This is a genomic window from Sphingomonas quercus (genome assembly GCF_018863195.1).
Taxonomy (GTDB): domain Bacteria; phylum Pseudomonadota; class Alphaproteobacteria; order Sphingomonadales; family Sphingomonadaceae; genus Solisphingomonas; species Solisphingomonas quercus.
The window spans coordinates 308,001-334,781 of record NZ_JAHKRT010000001.1 but is presented as its reverse complement, the minus strand read 5'-3'; the positions used below and the strand labels follow the sequence as shown (position 1 = coordinate 334,781).

30 protein-coding genes are annotated in these 26,781 nt (G+C 67.8%); 10 read left to right on the top strand and 20 right to left on the bottom strand.

The window, feature by feature from the left end:
- Positions 1-76: 76 nt before the first annotated feature.
- Positions 77-1,567, bottom strand: a complete 1,491-nt coding sequence (locus KOF26_RS01700; RefSeq protein ID WP_216318974.1) for a TadA family conjugal transfer-associated ATPase — start codon at positions 1,565-1,567, stop codon at positions 77-79.
- Positions 1,568-1,625: 58 nt separating this feature from the next.
- Between KOF26_RS01700 and KOF26_RS01695 the strand changes: the two genes are divergently transcribed.
- Entirely contained in the window at positions 1,626-2,147 is a 522-nt protein-coding gene (locus KOF26_RS01695) for a GNAT family N-acetyltransferase (protein ID WP_216318971.1), read from the top strand.
- Positions 2,148-2,184: 37 nt separating this feature from the next.
- Here the strand turns inward: KOF26_RS01695 and KOF26_RS01690 are convergent, their stop codons facing one another.
- Genes KOF26_RS01690 through KOF26_RS01665 form a run of 6 tightly spaced genes read right to left on the bottom strand, consistent with a single transcriptional unit; the run spans position 2,185 to position 7,138 of the window.
- Positions 2,185-2,451 (bottom strand): ATP synthase F1 subunit epsilon, encoded by a 267-nt coding sequence (locus KOF26_RS01690; protein WP_216318969.1) that lies wholly within the window; start codon positions 2,449-2,451, stop codon positions 2,185-2,187.
- A 3-nt stretch (positions 2,452-2,454) separates the two neighbouring features.
- Complete coding sequence (locus tag KOF26_RS01685; RefSeq protein ID WP_216318966.1) at positions 2,455-2,640, bottom strand: glutathione S-transferase; 186 nt, start codon at positions 2,638-2,640, stop codon at positions 2,455-2,457.
- A gap of 1 nt (position 2,641) precedes the next feature.
- Positions 2,642-4,108, bottom strand: a complete 1,467-nt coding sequence (gene atpD, locus KOF26_RS01680) for a F0F1 ATP synthase subunit beta (RefSeq protein ID WP_216318963.1) — start codon at positions 4,106-4,108, stop codon at positions 2,642-2,644.
- A 23-nt stretch (positions 4,109-4,131) separates the two neighbouring features.
- Positions 4,132-5,019, bottom strand: a complete 888-nt coding sequence (locus KOF26_RS01675; protein WP_216318961.1) for a F0F1 ATP synthase subunit gamma — start codon at positions 5,017-5,019, stop codon at positions 4,132-4,134.
- Between the two features lie 32 nt (positions 5,020-5,051).
- Positions 5,052-6,581, bottom strand: a complete 1,530-nt coding sequence (atpA, locus tag KOF26_RS01670) for a F0F1 ATP synthase subunit alpha (RefSeq protein ID WP_216318958.1) — start codon at positions 6,579-6,581, stop codon at positions 5,052-5,054.
- A gap of 2 nt (positions 6,582-6,583) precedes the next feature.
- Positions 6,584-7,138, bottom strand: a complete 555-nt coding sequence (locus KOF26_RS01665; protein WP_216318955.1) for a F0F1 ATP synthase subunit delta — start codon at positions 7,136-7,138, stop codon at positions 6,584-6,586.
- Positions 7,139-7,324: 186 nt separating this feature from the next.
- On the opposite strand from KOF26_RS01665, the gene ada reads away from it, so the two are divergent.
- Positions 7,325-8,365, top strand: coding sequence for a bifunctional DNA-binding transcriptional regulator/O6-methylguanine-DNA methyltransferase Ada (gene ada, locus KOF26_RS01660; RefSeq protein ID WP_216318952.1), 1,041 nt, complete (start codon positions 7,325-7,327; stop codon positions 8,363-8,365).
- Positions 8,366-8,378: 13 nt separating this feature from the next.
- Here the strand turns inward: ada and KOF26_RS01655 are convergent, their stop codons facing one another.
- The 7 genes from KOF26_RS01655 to KOF26_RS01625 all read right to left on the bottom strand — a co-directional run bounded on the left by KOF26_RS01655 (position 8,379) and on the right by KOF26_RS01625 (position 14,850).
- A complete protein-coding gene (locus tag KOF26_RS01655) occupies positions 8,379-9,020 on the bottom strand; it encodes a murein L,D-transpeptidase catalytic domain family protein (protein ID WP_253200948.1) in 642 nt (213 codons plus the stop codon).
- Positions 9,021-9,079: 59 nt separating this feature from the next.
- A complete protein-coding gene (locus KOF26_RS01650; RefSeq protein ID WP_216318949.1) occupies positions 9,080-10,315 on the bottom strand; it encodes a L,D-transpeptidase family protein in 1,236 nt (411 codons plus the stop codon).
- 83 nt (positions 10,316-10,398) lie between these two features.
- Entirely contained in the window at positions 10,399-11,328 is a 930-nt protein-coding gene (locus tag KOF26_RS01645; protein ID WP_253200946.1) for a D-alanyl-D-alanine carboxypeptidase family protein, read from the bottom strand.
- Between the two features lie 154 nt (positions 11,329-11,482).
- Positions 11,483-11,764 (bottom strand): phasin family protein, encoded by a 282-nt coding sequence (locus KOF26_RS01640; protein WP_216318945.1) that lies wholly within the window; start codon positions 11,762-11,764, stop codon positions 11,483-11,485.
- Positions 11,765-11,840: 76 nt separating this feature from the next.
- A complete protein-coding gene (gene acs, locus KOF26_RS01635) occupies positions 11,841-13,796 on the bottom strand; it encodes an acetate--CoA ligase (RefSeq protein ID WP_216318941.1) in 1,956 nt (651 codons plus the stop codon).
- A 21-nt stretch (positions 13,797-13,817) separates the two neighbouring features.
- Positions 13,818-14,321 carry a flavin reductase family protein gene (locus tag KOF26_RS01630; protein WP_216318939.1) on the bottom strand — a complete coding sequence of 168 codons (504 nt, stop codon included), beginning with the start codon at positions 14,319-14,321 and terminating at the stop codon, positions 13,818-13,820.
- Between the two features lie 43 nt (positions 14,322-14,364).
- Positions 14,365-14,850, bottom strand: coding sequence for a DUF1440 domain-containing protein (locus KOF26_RS01625; protein WP_216318936.1), 486 nt, complete (start codon positions 14,848-14,850; stop codon positions 14,365-14,367).
- A 108-nt stretch (positions 14,851-14,958) separates the two neighbouring features.
- On the opposite strand from KOF26_RS01625, the gene hrcA reads away from it, so the two are divergent.
- Complete coding sequence (hrcA, locus tag KOF26_RS01620) at positions 14,959-16,002, top strand: heat-inducible transcriptional repressor HrcA (RefSeq protein WP_216318933.1); 1,044 nt, start codon at positions 14,959-14,961, stop codon at positions 16,000-16,002.
- Positions 15,999-16,556: a nucleotide exchange factor GrpE gene (gene grpE / locus KOF26_RS01615; protein WP_216318930.1), complete on the top strand. Its 558-nt coding sequence runs from the start codon at positions 15,999-16,001 to the stop codon at positions 16,554-16,556. The genes hrcA and grpE overlap by 4 nt, the downstream gene beginning before the upstream one ends.
- A 1-nt stretch (position 16,557) precedes the next feature.
- Here grpE and KOF26_RS01610 read toward each other — a convergent pair whose 3' ends face one another.
- The 3 genes from KOF26_RS01610 to KOF26_RS01600 all read right to left on the bottom strand — a co-directional run bounded on the left by KOF26_RS01610 (position 16,558) and on the right by KOF26_RS01600 (position 18,088).
- Positions 16,558-17,109, bottom strand: a complete 552-nt coding sequence (locus tag KOF26_RS01610; RefSeq protein WP_216318928.1) for a CAP domain-containing protein — start codon at positions 17,107-17,109, stop codon at positions 16,558-16,560.
- Positions 17,110-17,174: 65 nt separating this feature from the next.
- Complete coding sequence (locus KOF26_RS01605; RefSeq protein ID WP_216319908.1) at positions 17,175-17,588, bottom strand: vgr related protein; 414 nt, start codon at positions 17,586-17,588, stop codon at positions 17,175-17,177.
- 62 nt (positions 17,589-17,650) lie between these two features.
- Positions 17,651-18,088: a copper chaperone PCu(A)C gene (locus KOF26_RS01600; protein ID WP_216318925.1), complete on the bottom strand. Its 438-nt coding sequence runs from the start codon at positions 18,086-18,088 to the stop codon at positions 17,651-17,653.
- 178 nt (positions 18,089-18,266) lie between these two features.
- Here KOF26_RS01600 and dnaK point away from each other — a divergent pair, with 178 nt between their 5' ends.
- The 3 genes from dnaK to KOF26_RS01585 are packed head-to-tail and all read left to right on the top strand — an operon-like array spanning position 18,267 to position 21,895.
- Positions 18,267-20,189 carry a molecular chaperone DnaK gene (gene dnaK / locus KOF26_RS01595; RefSeq protein ID WP_216318921.1) on the top strand — a complete coding sequence of 641 codons (1,923 nt, stop codon included), beginning with the start codon at positions 18,267-18,269 and terminating at the stop codon, positions 20,187-20,189.
- Positions 20,190-20,241: 52 nt separating this feature from the next.
- On the top strand, positions 20,242-21,363 hold the full coding sequence (gene dnaJ, locus KOF26_RS01590; RefSeq protein WP_216318918.1) for a molecular chaperone DnaJ: 1,122 nt from the start codon (positions 20,242-20,244) through the stop codon (positions 21,361-21,363).
- A 19-nt stretch (positions 21,364-21,382) separates the two neighbouring features.
- On the top strand, positions 21,383-21,895 hold the full coding sequence (locus KOF26_RS01585) for a GNAT family N-acetyltransferase (protein WP_363181579.1): 513 nt from the start codon (positions 21,383-21,385) through the stop codon (positions 21,893-21,895).
- A gap of 113 nt (positions 21,896-22,008) precedes the next feature.
- Here KOF26_RS01585 and purB read toward each other — a convergent pair whose 3' ends face one another.
- On the bottom strand, positions 22,009-23,310 hold the full coding sequence (gene purB / locus KOF26_RS01580; protein WP_216318915.1) for an adenylosuccinate lyase: 1,302 nt from the start codon (positions 23,308-23,310) through the stop codon (positions 22,009-22,011).
- Positions 23,311-23,463: 153 nt separating this feature from the next.
- On the opposite strand from purB, the gene KOF26_RS01575 reads away from it, so the two are divergent.
- Positions 23,464-23,886 carry a CREC-EF hand family protein gene (locus KOF26_RS01575; RefSeq protein WP_216318912.1) on the top strand — a complete coding sequence of 141 codons (423 nt, stop codon included), beginning with the start codon at positions 23,464-23,466 and terminating at the stop codon, positions 23,884-23,886.
- Positions 23,887-23,929: 43 nt separating this feature from the next.
- Here KOF26_RS01575 and radC read toward each other — a convergent pair whose 3' ends face one another.
- Entirely contained in the window at positions 23,930-24,616 is a 687-nt protein-coding gene (gene radC / locus KOF26_RS01570) for a RadC family protein (RefSeq protein ID WP_216318909.1), read from the bottom strand.
- Positions 24,613-25,434: a PdaC/SigV domain-containing protein gene (locus KOF26_RS01565; RefSeq protein WP_216318906.1), complete on the bottom strand. Its 822-nt coding sequence runs from the start codon at positions 25,432-25,434 to the stop codon at positions 24,613-24,615. Before KOF26_RS01565 ends, radC begins: the two co-directional genes overlap by 4 nt.
- Positions 25,435-25,592: 158 nt before the next feature.
- Here KOF26_RS01565 and KOF26_RS01560 point away from each other — a divergent pair, with 158 nt between their 5' ends.
- Both KOF26_RS01560 and KOF26_RS01555 read left to right on the top strand, forming a co-directional pair.
- A complete protein-coding gene (locus KOF26_RS01560; RefSeq protein WP_216318903.1) occupies positions 25,593-25,913 on the top strand; it encodes an AtpZ/AtpI family protein in 321 nt (106 codons plus the stop codon).
- 57 nt (positions 25,914-25,970) lie between these two features.
- Complete coding sequence (locus KOF26_RS01555; RefSeq protein WP_216318900.1) at positions 25,971-26,774, top strand: F0F1 ATP synthase subunit A; 804 nt, start codon at positions 25,971-25,973, stop codon at positions 26,772-26,774.
- Positions 26,775-26,781 lie beyond the last annotated feature (7 nt).

The window sequence follows — 26,781 nt, the reverse complement described above, 5'->3', positions numbered from 1 at the left end:
CCCGTTGGCGCCCCGACGCTTCGGCCGGCTCAGCGGCTGATCAGGGCGAGCAGACAGCCGGCCTGTTCGAGCGTTGCTACATGCAGCTTTCGAGAAACGGCCCGTCGAAGCCGAACTGCCGGGCCTTGTCGAGCGTATAGGGGCGGAGGCCGCACGCCTGATATTCGCCGCGGATCTTCCCGTCGGTGCCTTCGTCCTGATAGACGAACTTGAACAGCTCCTGCGTGACGATCACCGGGCCTTCCATGCCCGTCACCTCGGTGATCGAGGTGACCCGGCGGCTGCCGTCGCGCAGGCGCTTGACCTGCACGATCATGTCCACCGAATCCGCGATCTGGCGGCTGATCGCCTCCTTCGGCACCTTGATGTCCGACATCATCACCATATTCTCCATGCGCGCCAGGCATTCGCGCGGGGAATTGGAGTGCAGGGTGCACATCGAGCCGTCATGGCCGGTGTTCATCGCCGCCAGCATGTCGAAACATTCGGCGCCACGCACCTCGCCGAGGATGATGCGATCGGGCCGCATGCGCAGCGCATTGACGACGAGATCGCGAATGGTGACCGCGCCCTGACCCTCGAGATTGGCCGGTCGCGTCTCCAGCGGCAGCCAGTGCGGCTGTTGCAGGCGGAGCTCGGCGGCGTCCTCGATGGTGATCACGCGCTCGCCCGGGTCGATCATCTTCGACATGGCGTTGAGCATCGTCGTCTTGCCCGAGCCGGTGCCCCCCGAAATGACGATATTGAAGCGGCTGGCGCCCGCGATCTTCAGGCAGGTCGCCATCTTCTCCGACATCGAGCCGCCCTTCGACATCATGTCGATGGTGATCGGCTTGGCCGAGAATTTACGGATCGAGATGGCGGTGCCGCGCAGGCTGAGCGGCGGGACGATGACGTTGACGCGGCTGCCGTCGGCGAGGCGCGCATCGGCGAGCGGGGTCGTCTGGTCGACGCGGCGTCCGACCTTGGAGACGATGCGCTGGGCGATCTGGAACAGATGCTCCTCGTCGCGGAACTGGACAGTGGCCTGCTCCAGCCGGCCCTTGCGCTCGACATAGGTCTGGCCGGGACCGTTGACCATGATATCGCTGATGTCGGGATCGGCGAGCAACTCCTCCAGCGGGCCGAGGCCGAGCAGTTCGTCGACCAGCACCTTTTCCAGCGCGAACTGTTCGCGGCGGTTGAGGTGGATCTTCAGTTCGGCCAGCACCTCGCCGATGATCGGGCGAAACTCTTCGGCCAGTTCGTCCTTGGTCAGCGTCGCCGCCGCCTCCGGATCGACGCGCTCGAGCAGCTGCGGCAGCACCTGCTCCTTGATGCGGTGGACCGAGGCCTCGAAGCCCTCGGCCTTGGCCGCGGCTTCGGGCACGAAGGCCGAGCGGCTGTGCAGACGCGCCATCGCGTCATCGCCGCCGCCCGTGTCGGCGGAAAGGCTTTCGATCGGCGGAAACTGGTCGCCCCCGCCGGCCTGAGCGCCGTCAGCGCTCTGCATGGGTCGCGCCACGCCGAAGGCCGGGCGTCCGCTGCCCGGTCCCGCTGCTCCGCCACGTCGTCCGAATGCGCTCATGCGCAACCGACTAAAGGATGAGGTTTGACAATATGCTAACCGCACGGGATTGAGCGCCATGCGGTGGCGGATCAGACGCGCGGACGAACGCGATGCCGATGCGCTGGCCCTGATCGGGTCGGCGACCTTCCTCGATGCCTATGCAGGCCGGATGCCGGGGGCGGGCATCGTCGCCCATGCCGCCGCCAAGAACCAGCCGGCCACCTATGCCCGCTGGGGGACCGCGGCCGATCATGCGCTATGGCTGGTCGAGGCCGACGAGGGCGGGGCGCCGGTCGGCTATCAGGTGGTGGCGCCGCCCGACATGGATGGCTTCACGGCCGCGCCCGGCGACGTCGAGCTGAAGCGCATCTACCTGCTGTCCCGCCTTTACGGCACGGGCGCGGGGCAAGCCCTGATGGACGAGGCGATCCGTTGGGCACGGGAGCAGGGCATGGCGCGTCTGCTGCTTGCGTTGTGGGACGAGAATTTTCGGGCGCTGGCCTTTTATCGCCGCCAGGGTTTCGCGCAGATCGGGCAGCGCCGGTTTCAGGTCGGCGCCCAGGTCTATGACGACCCGGTGCTGGCGCTGGACCTGTAGAGATATTCCTCCCCGGGATTGCTCGGGGAGGGGCCTGTCAAGCCGCCTCGGTCGCCCGTTCAGCGAGCACCGTCAGGCCGCGCTCATTGACCTCGGCGAAGCCGCCCTCGACGTGGATGCGCGCGGTGACGTTGGTCGGGGATGAGTAAATGGCGAGTTCGCCATTGCGAATCACGGACATCAGCGGCGCGTGGCCGGCGAGCACGCCGAAATCGCCCTCGGTGCCGGGCACGACCACCATGTACACATCCTCGGAGCGGATCAGCCGCTCGGGCGTGACGAGTTCGAAATGCAGCTCTGCCATGACTTAATCCTTGTCCGCGATCGCGCGGTCGAATGCGCGGGTCGCCGCTTCGAACTTGTCGCGGCAACCCGGATTGCAGAAGCCCACGACTGCGCCGCGATAGAGCGTCAGGCTGTCGTCCCTGATCGGATCGCCCGACCAGGGACAGACGCTGTTCACCGCATCGACAAGGCGCAGCGCATCCGCCACCTTACGCAGCGGCGGCCAGCTTCTGCGCCTTTTCCACCGCCTCGTCGATCGAGCCGACCATGTAGAAGGCGGCTTCCGGCAGGTGATCATATTCGCCGTCGACCACGGCCTTGAACGAGCGGACCGTATCCTCGATCTGCACGAACTTGCCGGGGATGCCGGTGAACACCTCAGCGACGTGGAAGGGCTGCGACAGGAAGCGCTGGATCTTGCGCGCGCGGCTGACCGTCAGCTTATCCTCTTCGGAAAGCTCGTCCATGCCGAGGATGGCGATGATGTCCTGCAGCGACTTGTACTTCTGCAGTGTCTCCTGGACGGCGCGGGCGGTGTCGTAATGCTGCTGGCCGACGACCGCCGGCGACAGCACGCGGCTGGTCGAGTCGAGCGGATCCACGGCCGGATAGATGCCCAGCTCCGAGATGGCGCGGCTGAGCACCGTCGTCGCGTCGAGGTGGGCGAAGGAGGTGGCCGGCGCCGGATCGGTAAGATCGTCGGCGGGCACGTAGATCGCCTGCACCGAGGTGATCGAGCCCTTGTTGGTCGACGTGATGCGCTCCTGAAGGGCGCCCATGTCGGTCGACAGCGTCGGCTGATAGCCCACGGCCGACGGGATGCGGCCGAGCAGCGCCGACACTTCCGAACCCGCCTGGGTGAAGCGGAAGATGTTGTCGACGAAGAACAGCACGTCCTGGCCTTCCTGGTCGCGGAAATATTCCGCGATGGTCAGGCCCGACAGCGCGACGCGCGCGCGGGCGCCCGGCGGCTCGTTCATCTGGCCGAACACCAGCGCCACCTTGGAGCCTTCCGGCGTCGGGTTGCCGTCGGCGTCCTTCGCGATGACGCCCGCGTCGAGGAACTCGTGATAGAGATCATTGCCCTCGCGGGTGCGCTCGCCGACGCCGGCGAACACCGAAGTGCCGCCATGGCCCTTGGCGATGTTGTTGATCAGCTCCTGGATGAGCACGGTCTTGCCGACGCCGGCGCCGCCGAACAGGCCGATCTTGCCGCCCTTCGCGTAAGGCGCGAGCAGGTCGATCACCTTGATGCCGGTGACGAGGATGCTCGTCTCCGTGGACTGATCGACGAATTCCGGCGCCTTGGCGTGGATCGGGGCGGTGAGATCGGTGCCGACCGGGCCGCGCTCGTCGATCGGCTCGCCGACCACGTTGAGGATGCGGCCGAGCGTCATCGGGCCGACCGGGACGCTGATCTGCGCGCCGGTGTCGGTCACCTCCTGGCCACGGACGAGGCCATCCGTCGCGTCCATGGCGATGGTGCGCACCGTGTTCTCGCCGAGATGCTGGGCGACCTCGAGGACCAGGCGGTTGCCCTGGTTGCGGGTCTCCAGCGCGCTGAGAATGGCGGGCAGCTGGCCGTCGAAGGTCACGTCGACGACGGCGCCGATGACCTGGCTGACGCGGCCGACATTATTGGTGGTCTGTGCCGAACGGGGCGAGGGCTTGAGCATCGGTTATTCCTTGCCTTTATGCCTTAGAGCGCTTCCGCGCCGGAGATGATCTCGACCAGTTCGGTCGTGATCGCCGCCTGGCGGGTGCGGTTATACTGGATGGTGAGGCGATTGATCATGTCGCCGGCGTTGCGGGTGGCGTTGTCCATCGCCGTCATGCGGCTGCCCTGCTCGGATGCGGCATTTTCCAGCATCGCGCGGAACAGCTGCACGGCGATGTTGCGCGGCAGCAGCGCGGCAAGGATTTCCTCCTCGCCCGGCTCATATTCGACGGCGGCGGCGGTGCCCGCGGCGGGCGCGACAGAGCCGGCGGTCGGGATCGACACCGGGATGATCTGCTGCTCGGTCGGGATCTGGACCAGCGCCGACTGGAATTTGGCGTAGAACAGATGCGCCACGTCGAACTCGCCCGCCTCGAAGCGGCGGGTGATGTCCTGCGCGACCTCGAGCGCGTCGCCGAACGACACGTTCTTGATATGGCTCTGATCGACCTGATGCACGATCTTGCCCGGGAAGATGCGCTGGATAACGGCGCGGCCCTTCTTGCCGATCAGGTAGAACTTCACCTGCTTGCCCTGCGCGACCAGCTCCTCGGCCTTCTTGCGGGCGGCGCGGACGATGTTGGTGTTGAAGGCGCCGGCAAGCCCGCGCTCGGACGTGGCGACGACGAGCAGATGCACCCGATCCTCGCCGGTGCCGGCGAGCAGCCTGGGCGATTGCGGCCCCACCGTCACCTTGCCGGCGAGGCTGGACATCACCTCGGCGAGGCGCTCCGCATAGGGACGGCCGGCCTCCGCCGCCTCCTGCGCACGGCGCAGCTTGGCGGCGGCGACCATCTTCATCGCCTTGGTGATCTTCTGCGTCGACTTCACCGAGCCGATGCGAAGCTTGAGAGCCTTGAGGCTAGCCATTTATCCGTTCCGACCGCGCGAGGGCGAGATTATCAGGCGAAGGTCTTGGCGAAGGCGTCGAGCGCCGCCTTCAGACCGGCCTTGAGATCATCCGACAGATCGCGGCTGGTGCGAATCCCTTCCAGCACGGCGGCATGCTCGCTGCGCAGGAAGCTCAGCATCGCCTGCTCGTAGCGGGTGACGTCCGAGACCGGGATGGTGTCGAGATAGCCGTTGGTGCCGGCGAAGATCGACGCCACCTGCTCCTGGAACGGCATCGGCGCGTACTGGGCCTGCTTGAGCAGCTCGGTCAGGCGCGCGCCACGATTCAGCAGGCGCTGGGTCGAGGCATCGAGGTCCGAGCCGAACTGGGCGAAGGCGGCCATTTCGCGATACTGGGCCAGCTCCAGCTTGATCGAGCCCGAGACCTTCTTCATCGCCTTGGTCTGCGCTGCCGAGCCGACGCGGGACACCGACAGGCCGACGTTGATGGCCGGACGGATGCCCTGATAGAACAGGTCCGTCTCGAGGAAGATCTGGCCGTCGGTGATCGAGATCACGTTGGTCGGGATGTAGGCCGACACGTCGCCGGCCTGCGTCTCGATCACCGGCAGCGCCGTCAGCGAGCCATTGCCATTGGCGTCGTTCAGCTTCGCCGCGCGCTCCAGCAGGCGGGAGTGGAGATAGAAGACGTCGCCGGGATAGGCCTCGCGGCCCGGCGGGCGGCGCAGCAGCAGCGACATCTGGCGATAGGCGACGGCCTGCTTGGAAAGGTCGTCATAGACGATCACAGCGTGCATGCCGTTGTCGCGGAAATATTCGCCCATCGTGCAGCCGGTGTACGGCGCGAGGAACTGGAGCGGCGCCGGCTCGGACGCGGTGGCGGCGACGACGATGGAATATTCCATCGCGCCATTCTCCTCCAGCGCGCGCACGATCTGCGCGACGGTCGAGCGCTTCTGGCCGACCGCGACGTAGATGCAGTAGAGCTTCTGGTTCTCGTCCCCGCTGGCGTTGGCGGCCTTCTGGTTGATGAAGGTGTCGAGCGCGACGGCGGTCTTGCCGGTCTGGCGGTCGCCGATGATCAGCTCGCGCTGGCCACGGCCGACCGGAACGAGGGCGTCGAGCGCCTTGAGACCGGTCTGCACCGGCTCGTGCACCGACTTCCTGGGGATGATGCCCGGCGCCTTCACCTCGACGCGCATGCGCTTCTCGGCGACAATCGGGCCCTTGCCGTCGATCGGATTGCCGAGGCCGTCGACGACGCGACCGAGCAGGCCCTTGCCGACCGGCACGTCGACGATGGTACCGGTGCGCTTCACCGTGTCGCCCTCGCGGATCTCGGCGTCCGAGCCGAAGATCACGGCGCCGACATTGTCGGCCTCGAGGTTGAGGGCCATGCCCTTCACGCCATTGGCGAATTCGATCATCTCGCCGGCCTGGACATTGTCCAGCCCGTGGATGCGCGCGATGCCGTCGCCGACCGACAGCACCTGACCGACCTCGGAGACCTCGGCCTCGGTGCCGAAGCCGGCGATCTGGTCCTTGATGACCTTCGAGATTTCTGCGGCGCGGATGTCCATGTTCAGCCTTTCATCGCCTGCGCGAGCGTGTTCAATTTGGTGCGGATGGAGCCGTCGATCTGCGTCGAGCCGGCCCGGACGATCAGCCCGCCGAGGATCGCGGGATCGACCTTCAGGTCCATCGTCACGTCACGGCCGAAACGGGCCTTGAGCTTGGCCTTCAGCGCCTCGGCCTGCTCCGCGTCGAGCGGATGGGCCGAGACGACCTCCGCCGTCGTCTCGCCCTTATGGGCGGCGAGCAGCGTGTTGAAGGCGCGGATGATCGCGGAAAGCTGGAACAGGCGGCCGTTCCGGGCCAGCACGCCAAGGAAATTCTGGGTCAGCCGATCGAGGCCGAGCACCGGCGCCAGCGCCGCCAGGGCCTTGCCCGCGTCCTGGCGCTTGACGAGAGGAGAACTCGTCAACGCCTTGAAATCGGCAGATTCGGCGATCGCCTGCTTCAGCGTGGCGAGGCTCGCGGCGACTGGATCCAGCTGCCTCTCATCCCGCGCCAGCTCGAACAGGGCGATCGCATAGCGACCGCTTAGGCTTGCCTGAATGCCGCCGGAAATCTCCACGCGCCTTGCTTCCCCTGTAAATGCGCTTTGCCCATATAGAAAAGGGGCGGCGGCCAATGGCGCGCCCCCTCGGGTCGCGGGCCGGTTAGCAAAGCGGGCCGGTGGATGCAAGGCGCGCGCTCGGCGAGCCGCTTTGAGCGCAAGGCGCGGGATGCGCACGGAGGCGGGCCGCGCCATATCTGGGGCATGAAACAGGCCGAATCACTTCTGGATCGCGATCGCTGGCAGGCCGTGCTGCGGCGGGATCGCGCCTGGGACGGGCAATTCGTCACCGGCGTGATGACCACGGGCATTTATTGCCGGCCGTCCTGCGCGGCGCGACACCCCAAGCGGCAGAATGTCCGCTTCTTCGTCGGCGGCGGCCAGGCACGGCAGGCCGGCTTGCGGCCCTGCCTGCGCTGCCGTCCGGACGACATCGCCGCCGACGAGGCCGGCCTTGCCCGCGCCTTCGCGCTGATCGAGGCGGCGGAGCAGCCGCCGTCGCTTGCCGCGCTGGCCGAGGCGGCGGGATACAGCCTGTTCCATTTCCACCGACTGTTCCGCCGGGCGACCGGCGTCACGCCCGCCGCCTATGCCCGTGCGCGCCGCGCCGAGCGGGCGGCCAAGGCCCTCAAGGAGAGCGAGACCGTGACCGAGGCCATCTACGATGCCGGCTATGCCGCGCCAGCCCGTTTCTACGCCGATGCCGGGGATCGCCTGGGGATGACGCCGTCGGCATGGCGGAACGGCGGACGGGGCGAGACGATCCGCTGGGCTACCGCCGAGACCGATCTCGGCACATTGTTCGTGGCGGCGACGGCGCGCGGCATCTGCCGGCTGTCCTTCGACGAAGACGCCGAGATGCTGGCCGAGCGCTTCCCCAACGCGACGATCGAACCGGGCGGAGAGGCGCTGGCCGGACTGGTGACGGAGGCCGTGGCCTATGTCGAGGAGCCGGGACGCGCGATGACCCTGCCGCTCGACGTGCGCGGCACCGCCTTTCAGGAAGCGGTGTGGCGGGAACTGGCGCGCATCCCGCCGGGCGAGACGCTGTCCTATGCGGCGCTGGCGGCGCGGGCGGGGCGCCCAGGCGCGGCGCGGGCGGCGGGATCGGCGTGCGGGGCTAATCCGATTGCGCTGCTGATTCCCTGCCACCGCGCGCAACGTGGCGATGGCTCGCTGGGCGGTTATGCCTACGGGCTCGCGATCAAGCGGGCGTTGCTGGCGAGGGAGAGGGCGGGGGATTGATCCCGCCCGGCCCTCACACCTTGTCGGCGTAGATCATCCGCCCCGTGCCGAGGCGGGTGAGCACCTGCTCGAGCTCGGCGGTGGAGACGGCGAGGCAGCCCTGGCTGCGACCGAGCTTGCCATGCTGGCGGACGATGTCCGGCGAGACATACCAGGCGCCATGGACGACGATGGCGCGGCCCAGCGCGTTGCAATTGGTCGGATCGAGCCCGACCAGCCGACGTGAGCGGCCATGCTTGCCGACATAGATGTCGCCGGTGCGGTAGGCGCCAGAGGACGAAGCCTCCGAACCCTCGATATTGGAGAAGCGTTGCAGCATGCCGCTATGCGACGGATCGGACCCCTTGCCGTGCGAGACGAGCAGCGTCGTGGTGCGACCGCTGGCCATGTCGACGAGGTGGAAACGCGGCGTGCCCGAGGCGATGGCGAAATCGGCGATGCCGACCAGATCGCGATTGGGAATGGCGTCGCCATGGCGCTGGAGGGCGGCCATCGCCTTCGCCATCAGCGACGGGCGAACCGCCGCCGGCGTGGCGGCCGCGGCCGGCAGGGCCGCGGCGACGCGGCCTGCGCTAAGGGTGCCGGCGATCCCCAGGGACGTGACCGACAGGAAGCTGCGACGCGAGACCGCGCTCGCGTTGAGAAGATCGTTCAAGACGAAACCTGCTAAACTGCCTACCCGCTTGGTAATGGCCCATTTAGCATAATATCCCGTTAATTGGACCCCATGGCGGCCCCGGTTCCGTCCCTGCTGGCCAAGATCGGCCCACTTGATGCACGCTTCGTCGCGCTGTCCATCATTGCGACAAGTCGTTCATCTCGCCGGTAAATATCCGGCAAGGAGGCGACGCGGCCGTCCTTCGCCTCGGCCGTCATGTAGACGATGTAGACGGGCAGCGGCCGGCTGAGGGCGATGGCGGTGGTGGCGTCGCCGTCGAGCGCAGCGGCGACGGCGCCGTCGTCCTGCAGCGAGGCGGCCAGCTGGGCGATGCCGCGGACGCGGATGCAGCCATGGCTCAGCGCGCGGTCCTTGCGGGCGAAGGCGGCCTTGGCCGGCGTGTCGTGAAGGTAGATGGCCTGCGGGTTGGGCATGTCGATCTTGATCCGGCCGAGCGCGTTCTGCGGGCCGGGGCGCTGGCGGATCATCGTCTCGCCGGAGGCCGCCCGCACCCGCACGAAGCCGCGCGCCGCCGGGTAGCTGCCGCCCTCCGCCAGCACGCTCGGCGGCAATGTCCACCATGGGTTGACGACGACCTGGCCGGCCGGAGCGACGATCGCCGGGGTCGGCGTTTTCGGCGCGCCGACCACCACGTCGTAGCGTGCCTCCTCGACGCCGCCGCGCACCACGCGCAGCGTGTAGGAGGGGACGTTGACCAGAAGATAATCGTCGCCGAGCGTGCGCGGCAGCCAGCGCCACCGCTCCATATTGGCGCGCAGGCGCTCGATCTCGGCCGGGTCATGCGCTGCGGGCAGCGCATCGCGGAGCGCGCGATATTGCGGCGCCTTGGGCAGCAGCCCGGCCAGCCATGCCTCCACATCGCCCGTGGCGACCGCCTTGTGCAGCCCCTCGCCCAGCGCGAACGCCTCGTAGGGCGATCGCTCGATATGCCAGTCGAACGCGGCGCGATCCCGCACCCGGCCGAGGAAATAGTCGCGGGCGATGGCCATGCCGGCGCTGTCGGCGACGCCGTCCAGTCCCGGACCTTCACCGCCGGCGATCGCCTGACGCAGCGCCTCCGGATCATAGTCGGCGGGATTGAGCCCTTCGGCTGCGGAGGCTTCGATCGCCTTGAGCAGGCCGCGGGCCGCGGTGAGGGACCAGCCGGCAGGCGGCGCCGGCTCCTGCGCGCGGACGGCGGGCTGCATGCCCAGCATCAGGATGGAGGCCAGCGCCCCGAAGGACGGGCCGGCGAGGGCGGGGCGGGCAGCAGCGGGAAAAGCAACAGGCATTGCGAGAAACCCCAGGCGGTTTCCCGTAAAACGAACAATGCGGCCGCCCGATCCGCACAATCAGGCGGCGTTGTCAAGTCCTGTCAATATTCGGCCGAACCCTCTGCGTGGCCGGGCATTATCCTGAGCGCCGGATGGCTAATGTCCGGGAGGTTTGCCGCGACGGTGGTGAGCTGGCCCCTGGCCCGCTTTTCAAGCACCGAGAAGCCGGCGTCGAGCAGCGCCGTCAGATCGCGGCTGCGCGCCGCGATGGTCGGTTCGCCCATCACCACCGTGATGAGCCGGCGCCCGCCGCGCACGGCCGACGCCGCCTGCGTATAGCCGGCGTCGTTGGTAAAGCCGGTCTTGATGCCGTCCACGCCGTCCAGCTTGCCGAGCAACGGATTGTGATTGGCGAAGCGCAGCTTGCCAAAGGAAGCGGTGCGCATGCCGAAATAGCTGTAGCGATCCGGATGGGCGGCCAGAATCGACGCCGACAGGATCGCCAGATCCCGCGCCGTGGTGAAATTCGCCACGTCGTTCAGGCCGGAGGCGTTGGAGAAATAGGTCGCCTTCATGCCAAGCATGCGGGCCTTGTTCGTCATCATCCGGGCGAAGGCGGGTTCGGAGCCGGCGATCTTCTCGGCCAGCGCCACGGCGATGTCGTTGGCGGATTTGACGGCGACGACCTCGATCGCCTCCCGCACGCTGATCGAACGGCCCGCGGGCAGCCCCAGCTTGGACGGGCGCTGCGCGGCGGCGTGACGGGAAATCGGCACCTGGTCGTCAAGCTGCAGGCGGCCGGACCGCAGCGCGTCGAAGGTGAGGAACAGCGTCATCACCTTGGTGATCGAGGCGGGGTGGCGGATTTCGTCGGCGGCGTTGGCGTACAGCACTTCGCGCGTCGAGGCGTCCATCACGATCGCCGCATAGCGCGGCTGGATGATCGGTGTGAGACCGGCGGCCGGCGCCATCGCAGGCGTTCCGGCGATGCCCGCAGTCAGCGCGAGCGCAGCAATGATAGCGTGTCGCAACCCCGCAAACCCCTTTCCCCGGCGGGCCTGGTTTTTGCTCCGCCCATGGGGAATTATAGACGACTCGCTGGAATCGAACAAGAATCCTTGATTCGGACGGGCGCGCGGCAGCAACCGCTCGTCGCCCGTCCGTCTCGCATCGGCGCGGCGGGGCTTAGTCCTTCTTGTCGAAGCCGCCCCAGCCGGTCATCGCGCTGCGCCCGAAATTGGCGATCAGCTCGCCGATCTCCTTGGCCTGGGCCATGCTGCGGGCACTCTGTTCCTTCACATAATCGCCTTGCGCCTTCAGCACATCGGCGACGGAGCTGGAGCCGGCGGCAGCGCGCAGTGCCTTGAATGCCTCGCGCACATTCTCCTCGGCGTGATCGAGCACCTTGGCGTTGAGAGACTGCGCCTGGGCCGCGGATTGTTTCGCTGCCTTATTGGGTTCGAGCATGGTTTTCCTCCCGTTTTTCAACGTGACAACGTATAGGCCGGCCCTTCGGGTTCACCAAGGCGCCGACAGCGTCGGCTCAGGACGCGGCCGGCACCCGGTTGGCGACCAGATCGTCGACCACCTTCGGATCGGCGAGCGTCGAGGTGTCGCCCAGCGAGCCGACCTCCCCCTCGGCGATCTTGCGCAGGATGCGGCGCATGATCTTGCCGGAACGGGTCTTCGGCAGGCCGGGCGCGAATTGCACGGCATCGGGCGCGGCGATCGGCCCGATCTCGTGGCGCACCCAGCGGACCAGCTCGGCACGCAGCGCCTCGTCGCCGGTCTCGCCGGCATTCAGCGTGACATAGGCGTAGATACCCTGGCCCTTTACCGCGTGCGGCATGCCGACCACGGCGGCCTCGGCCACCTTGGGGTGGGCGACGAGCGCGCTCTCCACCTCGGCGGTGCCCATGCGGTGGCCGGAAACGTTGATGACGTCGTCGACGCGGCCGGTGATCCAGTAATAGCCGTCGGCGTCGCGACGGCAGCCGTCGCCGGTGAAGTATTTGCCCGGATAGGCCGAGAAATAGGTCTGGAAGAAACGCGCATGATCGCCCCAGACGGTGCGCATCTGGCCGGGCCAGCTCGTCGCGAGGACGAGATTGCCCTCGGCCGCGCCTTCCAGCAGCTTGCCCTCGGCGTCGACCAGCTCGGGCACCACGCCGAAGAAGGGCAGGGTGGCCGAGCCCGGCTTGAGCGCCGTGGCGCCGGGCAGCGGAGTGATCATGTGGCCGCCCGTCTCTGTCTGCCACCAGGTATCGACGATCGGGCAGCGGCCGCCGCCGACCACCTTGTGATACCATTCCCAGGCCTCGGGATTGATCGGCTCCCCTACGGAGCCGAGCAGGCGCAGCGACGAACGTTCGGTGCGCGCGACCCATTGATCGCCCTCGCGCATCAGCGCGCGCAGCATCGTCGGCGCTCCGTAGAAAATGGTGACGCGATGCTTGTCGACGACCTGCCAGACGCGCGAGGCGTCCGGCCAGTTGGGCACACCCTCGAACATCAGGCTGGTCGCGCCATTGGCGAGCGGGCCGTAGACGATGTAGCTGTGGCCGGTGACCCAGCCGACATCGGCGGCGCACCAATAGACCTCCGGCGCGCGATAATCGAACACGATCTCGTGGGTCATCGCCGCCCAGACGAGATAGCCGCCGGAGGTGTGCAGCACGCCCTTCGGCTTGCCGGTCGACCCCGAGGTGTAAAGGATGAACAGCGGGTCCTCCGCCGCCATTTCCTCGGGAGGGCAATCCGGCGAGGCGGCCGCGACCAGCGCGGCGTAGTCATGCTCGCGGCCATCCTCCTTCGGCGCGCCGCCGCCGCCGGTGTGGCGGACAACGATGACATGCTCGACCGAGTTGCAGTGGGTCAGCGCCTCGTCGACATTGGCCCTGAGCGGCACGGTCTTGCCGCCGCGCCGGCCTTCGTCGGCGGTGATGACGATCGTCGAATCGCAATCCTGGATGCGGCCGGCGAGCGCTTCCGGGGAGAAGCCGGCGAACACCACCGAATGGATCGCCCCGATCCGCGCACAGGCGAGCATCGCCACCGTCGTTTCAGGGATCATCGGCATGTAGAGGGTGATGCGGCTGCCCTTGCCCGCGCCCAGTGATTTCAGCGCATTGGCGAAGCGGCAGACCTCGTCATGAAGCGCGCGATAGGTGAGCGAGCGCCCCTCGCCGGCGGGATCGTCGGGCTCCCACAGGATCGCGACCTGCTCGCCACGGGTGGCGAGATGGCGATCGAGGCAATTGGCCGACACGTTGAGCGTGCCGTCCGCGAACCACGCGATGCCGAAATGCTCCGCGTCGAAGGACCAGTCGCCGGTGCGGGTGAAGGGCTTGATCCAGTCGATCCGCCGGCCATGCTCGGTCCAGAAGCCGTGCGGATCCTCCACCGAGCGGCGATACATCTCCCGATAGCCGGCGGCATCGATCTTCGCGTGCGCCCATTCCGCGGGCACCGGATAGACGCCGGCCTTGTCGTCGCTCATCATTCCCCCTCCGCTCGCTCGTCACACGGGCAGGAAGCGCCCGTCGCCAAAGATCAGCGGCCGCACGTCCCCGTGCAGGCGCACCGATTCCACCCGGCCGATCACAATCGTATGTGTACCGTAATCGTGAAGCCCGTCGACGACGCAGAACAGGTTGGACTGGGCATCGGCGAGATAGGGCACCTCGCCATCGCTTCGCTCCCAGCTGCCGACGCTGAAGCGCTGGTCAGCGGCGAGCCCGCCGCCAAAGGCATAGCTCAGCTCGCCATGATCGCAGGTCAGCAGGTTGACGCAGAAGCGGTGTCCCATGGTCAGCGCCTTGTGCATGCTGGCGGCGCGATTGACGCAGATCAGCAGCGCCGGCGGATCCGCCGAGAGCGAGGTGACGGCCGTCGCCGTCATCCCGATCGGATGTCCGTCCGGGGCCCGGGTGGTGGCGATGGTGACGGTCGTGGCGAGGCGGCGCATTGCCCCCTTGAAGGCCCCGGTAAGATCCTGGGGTGCGGAGGGCAGCGGTTCGGTCATCGCCTTCTAGATGGGCGCAAAGCCAGGCCGCTTTCAAGGCGCATCACGTGTCGAGCGCGCGATCGGCAAGCGCGCGGGCGGCGCGGCGCGTCCCTTCCGCCACGACGCCGAAGACGAGATGGGAGGTGAGGCCGAAGGCGTGGGTTTCCGCATCCGTGTCCCACGGCGCCGGGCCGAGGCGGAGCGCCGGGACCGCGCCTTCATCGAGCAAGCCGGCGACGCCGGAGGAAAAGGCGGTGCCGCCGCCCTTGGTCACCTCCGGCGCGAATTCGGCGGCGATGCCATAGGCGATGCCGATGCCGATGCCTGTGGCATAGTGGATGAGGGAGGCGCCGGCCTTGCGGCTTTCCCGGCCGGGAGCGTCTCCGGTCACCGCCTCGCCGATCCGCTCGGCGGCCTTCTCGGTGGCTGGCATGCCCTTGGGGCTGCTGAACAGCCGCTGGAAGCCGTCCATCGCCAGCGAGGCGACGAGGCCGGCGGCGAGTCCGGCCAGCGCTCCCTTGCGGATATCCGGAGTGGATGTGGCCATGGTCTGTCTCCTTCGCGTCTCAGGCTCGCGGCGCCAAGCGCGCGGAGCCCGTGGCCGGTTGCATGGCCGTTGTCGCTGTCCGCTTAGCGTCCTAGATAGCAGCATGCCATGACCCAGCCCGTAGCCGAGCTCTCCGATCGCGCCCGCGCCGTTTTCCGCGTCGTGGTGGAAAGCTATCTCGGCTCGGGCGCGCCGGTGGGCAGCCGCACCATCTCGCGCCTGTCGGGGCTCAACCTGTCGCCGGCGTCGATTCGCAATGTCATGCAGGACCTTGAGGAGCTGGGCCTGCTTGCCGCCCCCCATGTCTCGGCCGGGCGCATGCCGACCGAGACGGGCCTGCGCCTGTTCGTCGACGGCATGATGCAGGCGGCCGAGCCGAGCGCGGAGGAGCGCGCCGCGATCGAGCAGCAGCTCGTCCAGCGCGGCGGCCCGATCGAGGATGCACTGGCCGCGGCGACGGCGGCGCTGTCCGGCCTCTCGGCGTGCGCGGGCATCGTCATGGTGCCCAAGCGCGAGCCGGTGCTGGCCCAGTTCGGCTTCGTGCCGCTGTCGCCGGGCCGCGCGCTGGCGGTGCTCGTCGGCACGGACGGCACCGTCGAGAATCGAGTGGTGGACGTGCCGCCCGGCACATCCTCCTCGACGCTCAATCAGGCGGCGAATTATGTCAGCGCGCGGCTGTCCGGCTACACGCTGGCCGAGGCGCAGGCGCGGCTGCGCGCCGAGCTGAGCCAGGGCCATGCCGCGCTCGACGCGGCCGCCCATGATCTCGTCGAGCGCGGGCTCGCCATCTGGTCCGAGGATGGAGCGAGCCGGCCGGTGCTGATCGTCCGCGGCCAGGCCAATCTGATCGATCAGGCCGCCGCCGCCGATCTGGAGCGCGTCCGCCAGCTGCTCGACGAGCTGGAGGACAAGGAAGAGATCGCCCGCCTGCTCGAAGGCGCCCGCCACGCGCCGGCGACCCGCATCTTCATCGGATCGGAGAACAAGCTTTTTTCGCTGTCCGGCTCGTCGGTGATCGCGGCGCCGTGGCATGATGCGGAGGGCCATGTCGTCGGCGTGATCGGAGTGATCGGGCCGACCCGGTTGAACTATGCGCGCGTGGTCCCCATGGTTGACTTCACCGCAAAGACCCTGTCCAGATTGATGGCATGAGCACAGAGAATTCCGCCAACGAATCCGTGAACGAAGAGCTGCGCGAGGATATCGCCGAGGCCGCCGACTCCGCCCCTGCGGGCGAGGACGGGCTGGCGGCGTTGCGCGCCGAGGTGGAGGATCTCCGCCAGAAGGCGCTCTATGCCGCTGCCGAGACGCAGAATGTCCGCCGCCGGCTGGAGAAGGAAAAGGCGGACGCTGCCGCCTACGCCGCCACCGGCTTCGCCCGCGACATGCTGTCCGTCGCCGACAATCTCGCCCGCGCGCTGGCCGCGATCCCCGAAGAGCTGCGCGCCAACGACAAGCTGAAGGGCCTCGTTTCAGGTCTGGAGGCGACGGGCCGCGAGCTGGACAATGTCTTCTCTCGCCATGGCATCACCCGTGTCGAGGCGCTCGGCCAGCCGCTCGATCCGCATCGCCATCAGGCGATGGTCGAGCTGCCCAGCGACGACGCCCAGCCGGGCACGATCGTCCAGGAGATGCAGGCCGGCTACATGCTGAAGGATCGGCTGCTGCGCCCGGCGCTGGTCGCGGTGGCGAAGGCGGCGGGCTGAGCTAGAAGCTCCGCTCGCCGGTGACGTTGCCGCCTTCCAGATAGCGGCAGACCAGCACCTCGTAATCTTCGCCGGTCCCGATGGCGCAGCCGACCTCGCGGGTGCTGCGCCAGACGACCTGGGTATAATGGGCGACATCCATGTAGTTGCCGGTCGCCGAGACGTTGGGGAACAGGCCGTTCCTGAACGCCCTGCGCTCGCCGAGCCACAGGCCGACCATGTCCTCGGGCGAATAGGCGGCGCGGGTGCCGAGCCAGATATTCTCGCCCTCGATATTGTCGGGGCTCTCCATCAGGACATCGTGCCGCAAGACCGGCACCGGCTGGGCGACGAGCTCGGCGGCGTATCGCGCCGCTTCCGCGGCAAGTCTCGCGTTCCAGCGCAGCGGCGGCACGCCGACCCGGCCACGCTCGCCATTATGGGCGGCGAGCAGCCGTTCGTTGACGCGTCCGGACGGGTCCTGCGCCGTCATCGAGAGGCAGGCCGCACTGCCGACGATCAGGAACAGGACGGAGACTATTCGCCGCACGACCGGACCCTGGCCGGCCTTCATCGCCTTCAACCCTTAACAAAACTGGTTTCGGCGCCGTAACTCGGCCGCGCGGGCTTGCCAAGCCGCTAGGCCGGGAAGGGCAGGAGCGTCTCGTAAACGGACAATTGCGGGCGACCTTCCAATATCCAGCCATTGCGCAGCAGGAAGGCGTGGCGGACGATCTCGGCCTGTTGCTCGATGCCGTAGGCGGCGAAGGGCTTTCCGGGCGTCAGCGCATAGCGATAGCGACAGAAGGGATGCCGCATCAGCGGCAGCCACCATCGGCCGCCGCGTGCCGTTTGCCAGACATGGGTCATCTCATGGATGAACAGCCCCTGCAGCGCCAGCGGCGCGTCGGCGAAATCCTCCTGCCAGAGATCGCCTTCCGGGTGGAACCAGAGGTGCCCGTCCGGCGCCATGCAGTAATGGCGCGGCTGGAACGGCCACCAGCGGCGACGGTGCAGCCTGACGGCGGCGGTGTCGATGGCATCGCCGAACATGGCGCGGACCAGCGCCACCTCGCCCGGCGTGAGGGCGCGGCTCGCGGCCGGCGCGGTGGCGATCAGTGGGCGTCCGTCCCCGCCACGACCTTCGCCTCCGCGGTGACGGGGACGCCCTTTTCGAAGCGGAAGGTGAGGCGGGTGGTGTCGCCCGGCTTCAGCGTCGGGGGGACGCCGAACAGCATGGCGTGGTTGCCGGTGGGCGCGAAGCTGATCTTCTGGCCGGCGGCCAGCGCCACGCCGTCCAGCCGGTGCATCTCCATATGGCCGTTGACGTTGGTGTTGGAATGCAGCTCGATCCGCGTCGCCGCCGGCCCCTCGACGGAGACGAGGCGGGTGGCCTGCCCGCCGGCGGTGACCGTGAAATAGGCAGCGCCCGGGCGGCCCGGCACGACCGGCAAGCGGACCTCGGCGTCGGTGACGCTGACCTCCTTGCCGCCGCCGCCGCCGCATGCGGCCAGCCCGAATGCCGCCATGAGGGTGAGCGTGCGACGGACCATGGCCAACATCCTTTGCGATCGGCAGGAATTCGGCGGCTGCTTAACCGCCAAGGCGTCTTGCAGCAACTGGCCGCACCCCTATATCGCCGGGCGAAATGAACGCACTGGCTCGCCATTCCGCTTCTGCTTGATGAGGGAAGCGGGCGGCGGCTCTATATGTGGGGATGAAAGGACTAACATGGCTAAAGTGATCGGGATCGATCTCGGGACCACCAACAGCTGCGTGGCGGTGATGGAGGGCGGCAAGCCCAAGGTGATCGAGAATTCCGAGGGCGCGCGAACCACCCCGTCGATCGTCGCCTTCGCCAAGGACGGCGAGCGGCTCATCGGCCAGCCGGCCAAGCGCCAGGCGGTGACCAATCCCGATAACACGATCTTTGCGGTGAAGCGCCTCATCGGCCGCCGCTTCGACGATCCCGTGACCAAGCGCGATACCGAGCTGGTGCCGTACCACATCGTGCGCGGCCAGAATGGCGACGCCTGGGTGCAGGCGGGCGGCAAGGATTATTCCCCGTCGCAGATCTCCGCCTTCACGCTGCAGAAGATGAAGGAGACCGCCGAGGCCTATCTCGGCGAGACCGTGACGCAGGCGGTGATCACCGTCCCGGCCTATTTCAACGACGCCCAGCGCCAGGCGACCAAGGACGCCGGCCAGATTGCCGGCCTCGAGGTGCTGCGCATCATCAACGAGCCGACCGCGGCCGCGCTCGCCTATGGCCTCGAGAAGAACGAGAACAAGACGATCGCCGTCTATGACCTTGGCGGCGGCACGTTCGACATCTCGATCCTCGAAGTCGGCGACGGCGTGTTCGAGGTGAAGTCGACCAACGGCGACACCTTCCTCGGCGGCGAGGATTTCGACAGCCGGGTCGTCGAGTTTCTGGCCGACGAGTTCAAGAAGGCCGAGGGCATCGACCTGCGCAACGATCGCCTCGCGCTGCAGCGCCTGAAGGAATCGGCCGAGAAGGCGAAGATCGAGCTGTCCTCCGCGCAGACCACCGAGGTCAACCTGCCCTTCATCACCGCCGATGCGACGGGACCGAAGCACCTCGTCAAGTCGATCAGCCGCACCGACCTCGAGAAGCTGGTCGAGCCGCTGATCCAGCGCTCGATCGAGCCGGTCAAGAAGGCGCTGGCCGACGCCGGCCTCAAGGCGGACCAGATCGACGAGATCGTGCTCGTCGGCGGCATGACGCGCATGCCCAAGGTGCGCGACGTGGTGAAGGCCTATTTCGGCAAGGAGCCGCACACCGGCGTCAATCCGGACGAAGTCGTGGCAATGGGCGCCGCCATCCAGGCCGGCGTGCTGCAGGGCGACGTGAAGGACGTGCTGCTGCTCGACGTGACCCCGCTGTCGCTGGGCATCGAGACGCTGGGCGGCGTGTTCACCCGCATGATCGACCGCAACACCACCATCCCGACCAAGAAGTCGCAGGTCTATTCCACGGCTGACGACAATCAGTCGGCGGTGACGATCCGCGTCTTCCAGGGCGAGCGCGAGATGGCCGCCGACAACAAGCTGCTCGGCCAGTTCGACCTGATCGGCATCCCGCCGGCGCCGCGCGGCGTGCCGCAGATCGAGGTGACGTTCGACATCGACGCCAACGGCCTCGTCAACGTCCACGCCAAGGACAAGGGCACCGGCAAGGAGCAGCAGATTCGCATCCAGGCGTCGGGCGGCCTGTCCGACACCGACATCGAGAAGATGGTCAAGGACGCCGAGGCCTTCGCCGAGGAGGACAAGAAGCGCCGTGCGACCGCCGAGGCGAAGAACCAGGCCGACAGCCTGATCCATTCGACGGAGAGCCAGCTCAAGGAGCATGGCGACAAGGTCGACGCGGGGCTCAAGTCGGAGATCGAGGCGGCGATCGCCGAGGCGAAAGCCGCGGTGGAAGGCGGCGACGCGGACGCCATGAACAGCAAGACCCAGGCGCTCAGCCAGGTGGCGATGAAGCTGGGTCAGGCGATCTACGAGAAGGAGCAGCAGGCCTCGGCCTCGCCCAACGCCGCTGCCGGCGCGGGCACGGGCGCGGGGAATGCGGGCGGCGGCGAGGATGTCGTCGACGCCGAATTCTCCGAAGTGGAAGACGACAAGAAGTGAGGAATGAGCGGGGCCGCCGCACATGCGGCGGCCCCGTCACGCAGGGGTCGTCATGTCCGAGAGTGTGGATTTCTACGAGCTTCTTGAGGTCGAGCGCGGCGCCGACGACAAGACCATCAAGGCCGCCTATCGCCGCCTCGCGTTGCGCTATCATCCCGACAAGAATCCGGGCTGCAAGGATTCAGAGGCGAAATTCAAGTCGATCAGCCACGCCTATGATTGCCTGAAGGACCCGCAGAAGCGCGCGGCCTATGATCGCTTCGGCCATGCCGCCTTCGAGAATGGCGGCCGGGGCGGTGGCGGCGCGCAGGGCTTCGAAGGCTTTTCGGATATCTTCGAGGATATCTTCGGCGAGTTCATGGGGGGCGGCCGCGGGCGCGGGCGCACCAACCAGCGCGGCGCTGACCTGCGCTACGACATGGAGATCACCCTCGAGGATGCGTTTCACGGCAAGGACGCCTCGGTCTCGATCGAGGTCGCTGCGACGTGCGAACAATGCGACGGCAGTGGCGCCAAGCCGGGCACTTCGGCCAGCGCCTGCCGCACCTGCGCGGGCCACGGCAAGGTGCGCGCGCAGCAGGGCTTCTTCGTGGTCGAGCGGGTCTGCCCGTCCTGCCACGGCGCGGGGCAGGTGATCGCCGATCCGTGCCCCGGCTGCCGCGGCGAGGGCCGGGTGGATCGCAGCAAGACACTGTCGGTGAAGATTCCCGCCGGTGTCGACGAGGGCACGCGCATCCGCCTCACCGGCGAAGGCGAGGCCGGCGCACGCGGCGCGCCTCCGGGCGATCTCTACATCTTCCTGCATGTCGCCCGGCATGAACGGTTCGAGCGTGACGGCACCATGTTGCTGACGCGGGTGCCGATCGGCTTCGGAACCGCGGCGCTCGGCGGGGTCATCTCCGTCGAGGGTATTGACGGCCATAACCATGAGATCCGCGTGCCGGCCGGCATCCAGTCCGGCCGCCAGCTGCGCCAGCGCGGCGCCGGCATGCCGGTGCTCAATGGCCGCGGCGCGGGCGACCTCGTCATCCAGGTCGATGTCGAGACGCCGACGAGGCTCGATCCGCGCAGCCGCGAACTGCTCGAGGAACTGCGCTCGATCGAACTGGGCGGCGCGGTGGAGGATCAGCCGGAGGGCTTTTTCTCGCGCCTCAAGGGCCGGTTCGCTGAATAAGGCCGGGACGCGCGTGCGGGTGGCCGAAGCCACCGATGCCGAGGCCCTGTCCCGCCTGAGCGAGGCGACTTTCCGCGAGACGTTCATGGAGGGCGGCTTCGGCATCCCCTATCCGCCTGAGGATGTCGCCGTCTGGGCGCCGAAGACGTTTGGCGCGGATGTGTTCGCTGCCCGCATCGCCGGGCCCGACACGCGGGTATGGATCGGCGAGACGGCGGACGGCGTGGCCCGGGGCTATGCCGTGGCCGGCCCCTGCCAGCTTCCGCACCCCGAAGCCTCAACCGAGGACGGCGAGTTGCGCATGCTTTATGTCGCCAGGGCGGCGCAGGGAACCGGGCTTGGGGCGCGCCTGTTCGATGCGGCGATCGGCTGGCTTGAGCGCTCCGGGCCGCGCCGGCTGTGGCTCGGCGTATGGTCCGGCAACGACAAGGCGCAGCATTTCTATGCGGCGCGAGGCTTCGCCACGGTGGGCGCCTATCAATATGCCGTCGGCAACTGGCGCGACGACGAGTTCATCATGCGGCGGGGGTGATTGGCATCGTCGCGATGTCATGCGGAGTTGTTTCAGCGTCCACCGGCCACAAGCCCCGGAGCTTGTGGCGGAATGGAGCCTGAAACAGGTTCAGGGTGACGGCTTTGGCCGGATCAGGCCCCGAACACGCGGTGGAAGATCGTATCGACGTGCTTGTAATGATAACCGAGGTCGAACTTCTCCTCGATATCTTCCGCCGACAGCGACGCCGTCACGTCGGGGTCCGCCTTGAGCAGCTCCATCAAGGAGAGCTCCCCGTCCGAATCCCACACCTTCATCGCGTTGCGCTGGACGAGCCGATAGGCGTCCTCGCGCGACGCGCCCGCCTGGGTCAGGGCCAGCAGCACGCGCTGGGAGTGGACCAGACCGCCCATCTTGTCGAGATTCTTGCGCATCCGCTCGGGATAGATGACGAGCTTGTCCATCACCCCGGTCAGCCGCGCCAGGGCAAAGTCCAGCGTTACGGTGGCGTCGGGGCCGATGCCGCGCTCGACCGAGGAATGGCTGATGTCGCGCTCATGCCATAGCGCGACATTCTCCATCGCCGGGGTCACTGCCGCGCGGACGAGGCGGGCGAGGCCGGTAAGGTTCTCGGTCAGCACCGGGTTGCGCTTGTGCGGCATCGCCGACGAGCCCTTCTGGCCGGGCGAGAAATATTCCTCTGCCTCGAGCACCTCGGTGCGCTGGAGATGGCGAACCTCGATGGCCAGCCGCTCGATGCAGGAGGCGACGACGCCGAGCACCGCGAAGAACATCGCGTGGCGATCGCGCGGGATGACCTGCGTCGAGACGGGCTCGACCGTCAGGCCCATCTTCTCGGCGACATGCGCTTCCACGCGCGGGTCGATGTTGGCGAAGGTGCCCACCGCTCCGGAGATGGCGCAGGTGGCGATCTCTTCCCGCGCGGCGACGAGGCGGGCGCGGCAGCGATCGAACTCCGCGTAGGCCTGGGCAAGCTTGAGGCCGAAGGTGACCGGTTCGGCATGGATGCCGTGGCTGCGGCCGATCGTCGGCGTGTAGCGATGCTCCTCCGCCCGGCGGCGCAGCACGGCGAGCAGCGCGTCGAGGTCCGCGATCAGCAGGTCGGCGGCGCGCTTCAGCTGCACCGCGAGGCAGGTGTCGAGGACATCCGAACTGGTCATGCCCTGGTGCAGGAAGCGCGCCTCGGGGCCGACATGCTCGGCGACGGAGGTGAGGAAGGCGATGACGTCATGCTTCACCTCGGCCTCGATCTCGTCGATGCGGGCGACGTCGAAGCCCCCCTTGGCCCACACCGCAGCGGCGGCTTCCTTCGGCACGACGCCGAGTTCGGCCATCGCGTCCAGCGCATGCGCCTCGATCTCGAACCAGATCCGGAAACGGCTTTCCGGCGTCCAGATATCGACCATCTGCGGGCGTGCGTAGCGGGGGATCATGGCGCTGTCCTGTCAGGGTTGCCGGGTTAGGAGAAGCGCTCGCAGCATCATGCCGCGTGCGCCCTGTCAACCGCTTTGCGCGACGAACCGACCTTTGTCGTGGCGGCAAGGCCTGCGATTATGGCGGGCAATGAGACCGATCGGAGACTCTCGATGAAGACCTTGCTCATCGCCGCGGCGGCGCTCGCCGGCCCGGCGCTCGCGCAAGCGCCCATGACCGCCATTCCCCAGTCCGCCGCCGTGCCGGCCGGGGCGCTGCCGCCGCTGCCCGATACGCCGCAGGGCCCCGTTCTTCCCTCTCCGTCCGCGGAGTCGCAGGCACAGGCGGCGGCGCTGCCCTCCGGCGTCATCGCCGATGCGGTGCGCGCGCAATGGGGCAAATATGATCGCGAGAACAAGGGTGCGCTGACCCCTCTGGAATTCGGCGCCTGGGTGATGGCCGCCAACGGCCGCAGCGCCGACGGCATGCCGCCGGCGCAGGTGCTGAACGCCACCGCCGGCTTCTTCGGCAAGGCGGATGCGAATGGCGATCATGTCATCACGCCGCAGGAGCTGACGAGCTTTCTGGCGCAATAGGAAAAGGAGCGGGCTTTCACGGTGAGCGCGAAGGCGGGGGGCGCTAGAGCAGCCCCAGCGCGCGCATGCTGCTATGCCCGGCGCCGCCGACGATGACGTGATCGTGGACGGTGATGCCCAGCGGACGGCCGGCGTCGACGACCTCGCGGGTGAGCGCGATGTCCTGCCGGCTGGGCTTCACGTCTCCACTCGGGTGATTGTGGACGAGGATCAGGGCGGAGCTGCCGAGCTGGATGGCGCGCGCGATGACTTCGCGCACATGCAACGCCGCCTGATCCACCGATCCTTCCGCCATCACCTCGTCGCGAAGCAGCCGGTTGCGGCGATCGAGATGCAGCACGCGCACTCGCTCGATGCCGATATGGGCCATGTCGGCGTGGAGATAGTCGAGCAGCGCCTCCCAGCCGGCCAGCACCGGCTGCTCGAGCGTGCGCTGGCGGAGCAGGCGGATGGCGACGCCCTGCGCGATCTTGAAGGCGGCGGCGACCGTCTCGCCGACGCCATCCATCGCCATCAGCGCCTCCGGCGGGGCGGAGATCAGCCGCTCGATATCGCCGAACTCGCGCAGCAGCCGCCGGGCGAGCGGCTTGGTGTCGCGGCGCGGGATGGCGAGCATAAGCAGATATTCGACCAGTTCGACATCGCCGAGCGTCTCCGCGCCATGGCGGAGCAGTCGCTCACGCATGCGCGCGCGATGGCCGGCGGCGTCGGAGGTGGCGATTTCGTTCATGGCCGTGCGGCGAAGGCGCCGCGGCGCTCGGGGCGGAGCAGGGCGAGGATGGCGGCGTCGACGGGAAGGTTCACGTCGTAGCTGCCCTCGGCATAGGGGCCGGCCTCATAGGGCCCGATCAGCACGCGCAGGCTGGTGAAGCGGCCGTTCTTCACGTCCGAGGGGATGACGATCTGCTTGGTGATGTCGGGGCAGGCGACGTCCCAGTCCTCGCCGGTCGTCACCGGCGCGCCGCGCCTGGCGGCGCGCTCGGCGTTGAGGGCCGGGCAGAAGCGCGCCTTGAGTGCGGCGAGCGCGCGGGCGCGATCGGTGAACAGGCTCCATGGCGTGATGTCGCGGCCGGCGGCGCGATCCCACAGGATCGCCTCGAATCCGCTCATGCCATGGGCGCCGCCGGTGAATGTGGCGAATTCGTCGCGCAGGGCGAGCAGGCCGGCCGCCTCGCCCTCCACCGTCCAGGTCTTCTGCATCTCGTGCGCGAAGAAGGGGGCGTCGGCCGGGCGAGCCCGCTTGTCCTCGCGCGCGCCGTTGATGGCATGCTGGCGACTGGTGCGCGCATCGGCGCGGAGCCGCGCATCGAGCGCCGGAATCGCCGCCGCCTCGGCCGGCCATTGATAGCTGAAATTGATGAGCGCGCTCTTGTCGGCGATGACCACCGGCGCCGCAGCGGGCGCGGAGGCGGGGGCGGAGGGAGCAGCCGGAGCAGCCGGAGCGGCCGGCGCCGTCGCCTGCGGCCGGGCGGGCGAGGGGGCGGGGGGCGCCGCTGGCTTGTCGCACGCGGCAAGCAGCATCAGAGCGGACAGGGCAAAGCGCTTCATCATCCGGCCATTAACACGCATTTTCGCGACTTGTCCCCCGGCCATGCATGCGATGCGCAGCCGCGCGGTTGACTCGCAGGAGGCCCGTTCCTAAAGGGGCGGCGCCTTGGCGGGAACGCTCGGCGGCATGACGCGCTTGACCAGAAGGAGGCGGCGACATGACGGCAGGCGATCCCGGGCACGACCCGATCGAAACGGAGGATGCCCGTCTCACCGCGCTCGATGCGCGACTGAAGGCGGCGCACCACGCGGAGAAGGTCAGGACCGACAAGGCACGCGGCAATGCCAACAAGGGATATTCCCAGGGCAATCGCGTGCTGGCGGAGCTGATCGGGGGTCTTGCCGGTGGCGCGCTGGTGGGCTGGGTCATCGATCGGTTCGCGGGCACGTCGCCCTGGTTCCTGCTTGGCTTCCTGTTCCTCGGAATGGTGGTGGCCTTCAGGAACATCATCAGGATTTCCAACGAGCGTCCGGAGTGAATTCGGGCGCTCGACTGACATAGACGACGCACCAAATTTTTGGGGGTATTGACGACCGTGGCCGCCGAACCTGGCAAGATCGATCCGATGCACCAGTTCATGGTGGAGCCGCTGTTCGGTACGGGCGGCCTCCAGGTGGGCGGCTATAACATCGCCTTCACCAATTCCGCGCTGTGGATGGTGCTCTCGCTGTTCGTGCTGTGGGTGTTCATGCTCGGCGGCATGAAGCGGCAGCTGGTGCCCGGCCGCTGGCAGGCGGCCGCTGAGAGCGTCGTCGGCTTCGTCAACTCGATGGTATCGACCAGCATCGGGCCTGAGGGCCGGCGTTTCGTGCCGCTGGTGTTCACGCTGTTCATGTTCATCATCATCGCCAACCTGATGGGCATGGTGCCGATCGGCATCCTGACGCCGGTGTGGCATGGCGCGCACGCTTTCACGGCGACGAGCCACTTCACCGTCACCGGCGTGCTCGCGGTGCTGAGCTTCGCGACGGTGCTGATCGTCGGCTTCTCGCGCCACGGCTTCCACTTCTTCTCGCTGTTCGTGCCGCATGGCACGCCGGTGATCATGATCCCGCTGATGTTCGTGATCGAGCTGTTCTCCTTCCTCGTCCGTCCGTTCAGCCTCGCGCTGCGACTGTTCGTGGCGATGACTGCAGGCCATATCCTGCTGAAGGTGCTCGGCGGCTTCGTGATCAAGGGCATCTCGGCCGGGGTCGGCTATGGCCTGCTGGTCAGCCTGCCGAGCTTCGTGCTGATGATCGGCATCTCGGCGCTGGAACTGCTGGTATGTGCCATCCAGGCTTATGTGTTCGCTCTGTTGACCTCGCTCTATCTCAATGACGCGGTCAATCTTCACTGATCTTTCA

Bases quoted from the DNA above. Each gene is read 5' to 3' on its own strand.
- KOF26_RS01610 (WP_216318928.1), bottom strand. From the start codon at position 17,109: ATGAAGGCCGGCCAGGGTCCGGTCGTGCGGCGAATAGTCTCCGTCCTG.
- dnaJ (WP_216318918.1), top strand. From the start codon at position 20,242: ATGTCCGAGAGTGTGGATTTCTACGAGCTTCTTGAGGTCGAGCGCGGC.
- KOF26_RS01575 (WP_216318912.1), top strand. From the start codon at position 23,464: ATGAAGACCTTGCTCATCGCCGCGGCGGCGCTCGCCGGCCCGGCGCTC.
- KOF26_RS01600 (WP_216318925.1), bottom strand. From the start codon at position 18,088: ATGGTCCGTCGCACGCTCACCCTCATGGCGGCATTCGGGCTGGCCGCA.
- KOF26_RS01695 (WP_216318971.1), top strand. From the start codon at position 1,626: ATGCGGTGGCGGATCAGACGCGCGGACGAACGCGATGCCGATGCGCTG.
- KOF26_RS01625 (WP_216318936.1), bottom strand. From the start codon at position 14,850: ATGGCCACATCCACTCCGGATATCCGCAAGGGAGCGCTGGCCGGACTC.
- KOF26_RS01675 (WP_216318961.1), bottom strand. From the start codon at position 5,019: ATGGCTAGCCTCAAGGCTCTCAAGCTTCGCATCGGCTCGGTGAAGTCG.
- hrcA (WP_216318933.1), top strand. From the start codon at position 14,959: ATGACCCAGCCCGTAGCCGAGCTCTCCGATCGCGCCCGCGCCGTTTTC.
- KOF26_RS01640 (WP_216318945.1), bottom strand. From the start codon at position 11,764: ATGCTCGAACCCAATAAGGCAGCGAAACAATCCGCGGCCCAGGCGCAG.
- atpA (WP_216318958.1), bottom strand. From the start codon at position 6,581: ATGGACATCCGCGCCGCAGAAATCTCGAAGGTCATCAAGGACCAGATC.
- ada (WP_216318952.1), top strand. From the start codon at position 7,325: ATGAAACAGGCCGAATCACTTCTGGATCGCGATCGCTGGCAGGCCGTG.
- purB (WP_216318915.1), bottom strand. From the start codon at position 23,310: ATGATCCCCCGCTACGCACGCCCGCAGATGGTCGATATCTGGACGCCG.
- KOF26_RS01560 (WP_216318903.1), top strand. From the start codon at position 25,593: ATGACGGCAGGCGATCCCGGGCACGACCCGATCGAAACGGAGGATGCC.
- dnaK (WP_216318921.1), top strand. From the start codon at position 18,267: ATGGCTAAAGTGATCGGGATCGATCTCGGGACCACCAACAGCTGCGTG.
- acs (WP_216318941.1), bottom strand. From the start codon at position 13,796: ATGAGCGACGACAAGGCCGGCGTCTATCCGGTGCCCGCGGAATGGGCG.
- KOF26_RS01630 (WP_216318939.1), bottom strand. From the start codon at position 14,321: ATGACCGAACCGCTGCCCTCCGCACCCCAGGATCTTACCGGGGCCTTC.
- atpD (WP_216318963.1), bottom strand. From the start codon at position 4,108: ATGCTCAAGCCCTCGCCCCGTTCGGCACAGACCACCAATAATGTCGGC.
- KOF26_RS01565 (WP_216318906.1), bottom strand. From the start codon at position 25,434: ATGAAGCGCTTTGCCCTGTCCGCTCTGATGCTGCTTGCCGCGTGCGAC.
- radC (WP_216318909.1), bottom strand. From the start codon at position 24,616: ATGAACGAAATCGCCACCTCCGACGCCGCCGGCCATCGCGCGCGCATG.
- KOF26_RS01690 (WP_216318969.1), bottom strand. From the start codon at position 2,451: ATGGCAGAGCTGCATTTCGAACTCGTCACGCCCGAGCGGCTGATCCGC.
- KOF26_RS01650 (WP_216318949.1), bottom strand. From the start codon at position 10,315: ATGCCTGTTGCTTTTCCCGCTGCTGCCCGCCCCGCCCTCGCCGGCCCG.
- KOF26_RS01605 (WP_216319908.1), bottom strand. From the start codon at position 17,588: ATGTTCGGCGATGCCATCGACACCGCCGCCGTCAGGCTGCACCGTCGC.
- grpE (WP_216318930.1), top strand. From the start codon at position 15,999: ATGAGCACAGAGAATTCCGCCAACGAATCCGTGAACGAAGAGCTGCGC.
- KOF26_RS01700 (WP_216318974.1), bottom strand. From the start codon at position 1,567: ATGAGCGCATTCGGACGACGTGGCGGAGCAGCGGGACCGGGCAGCGGA.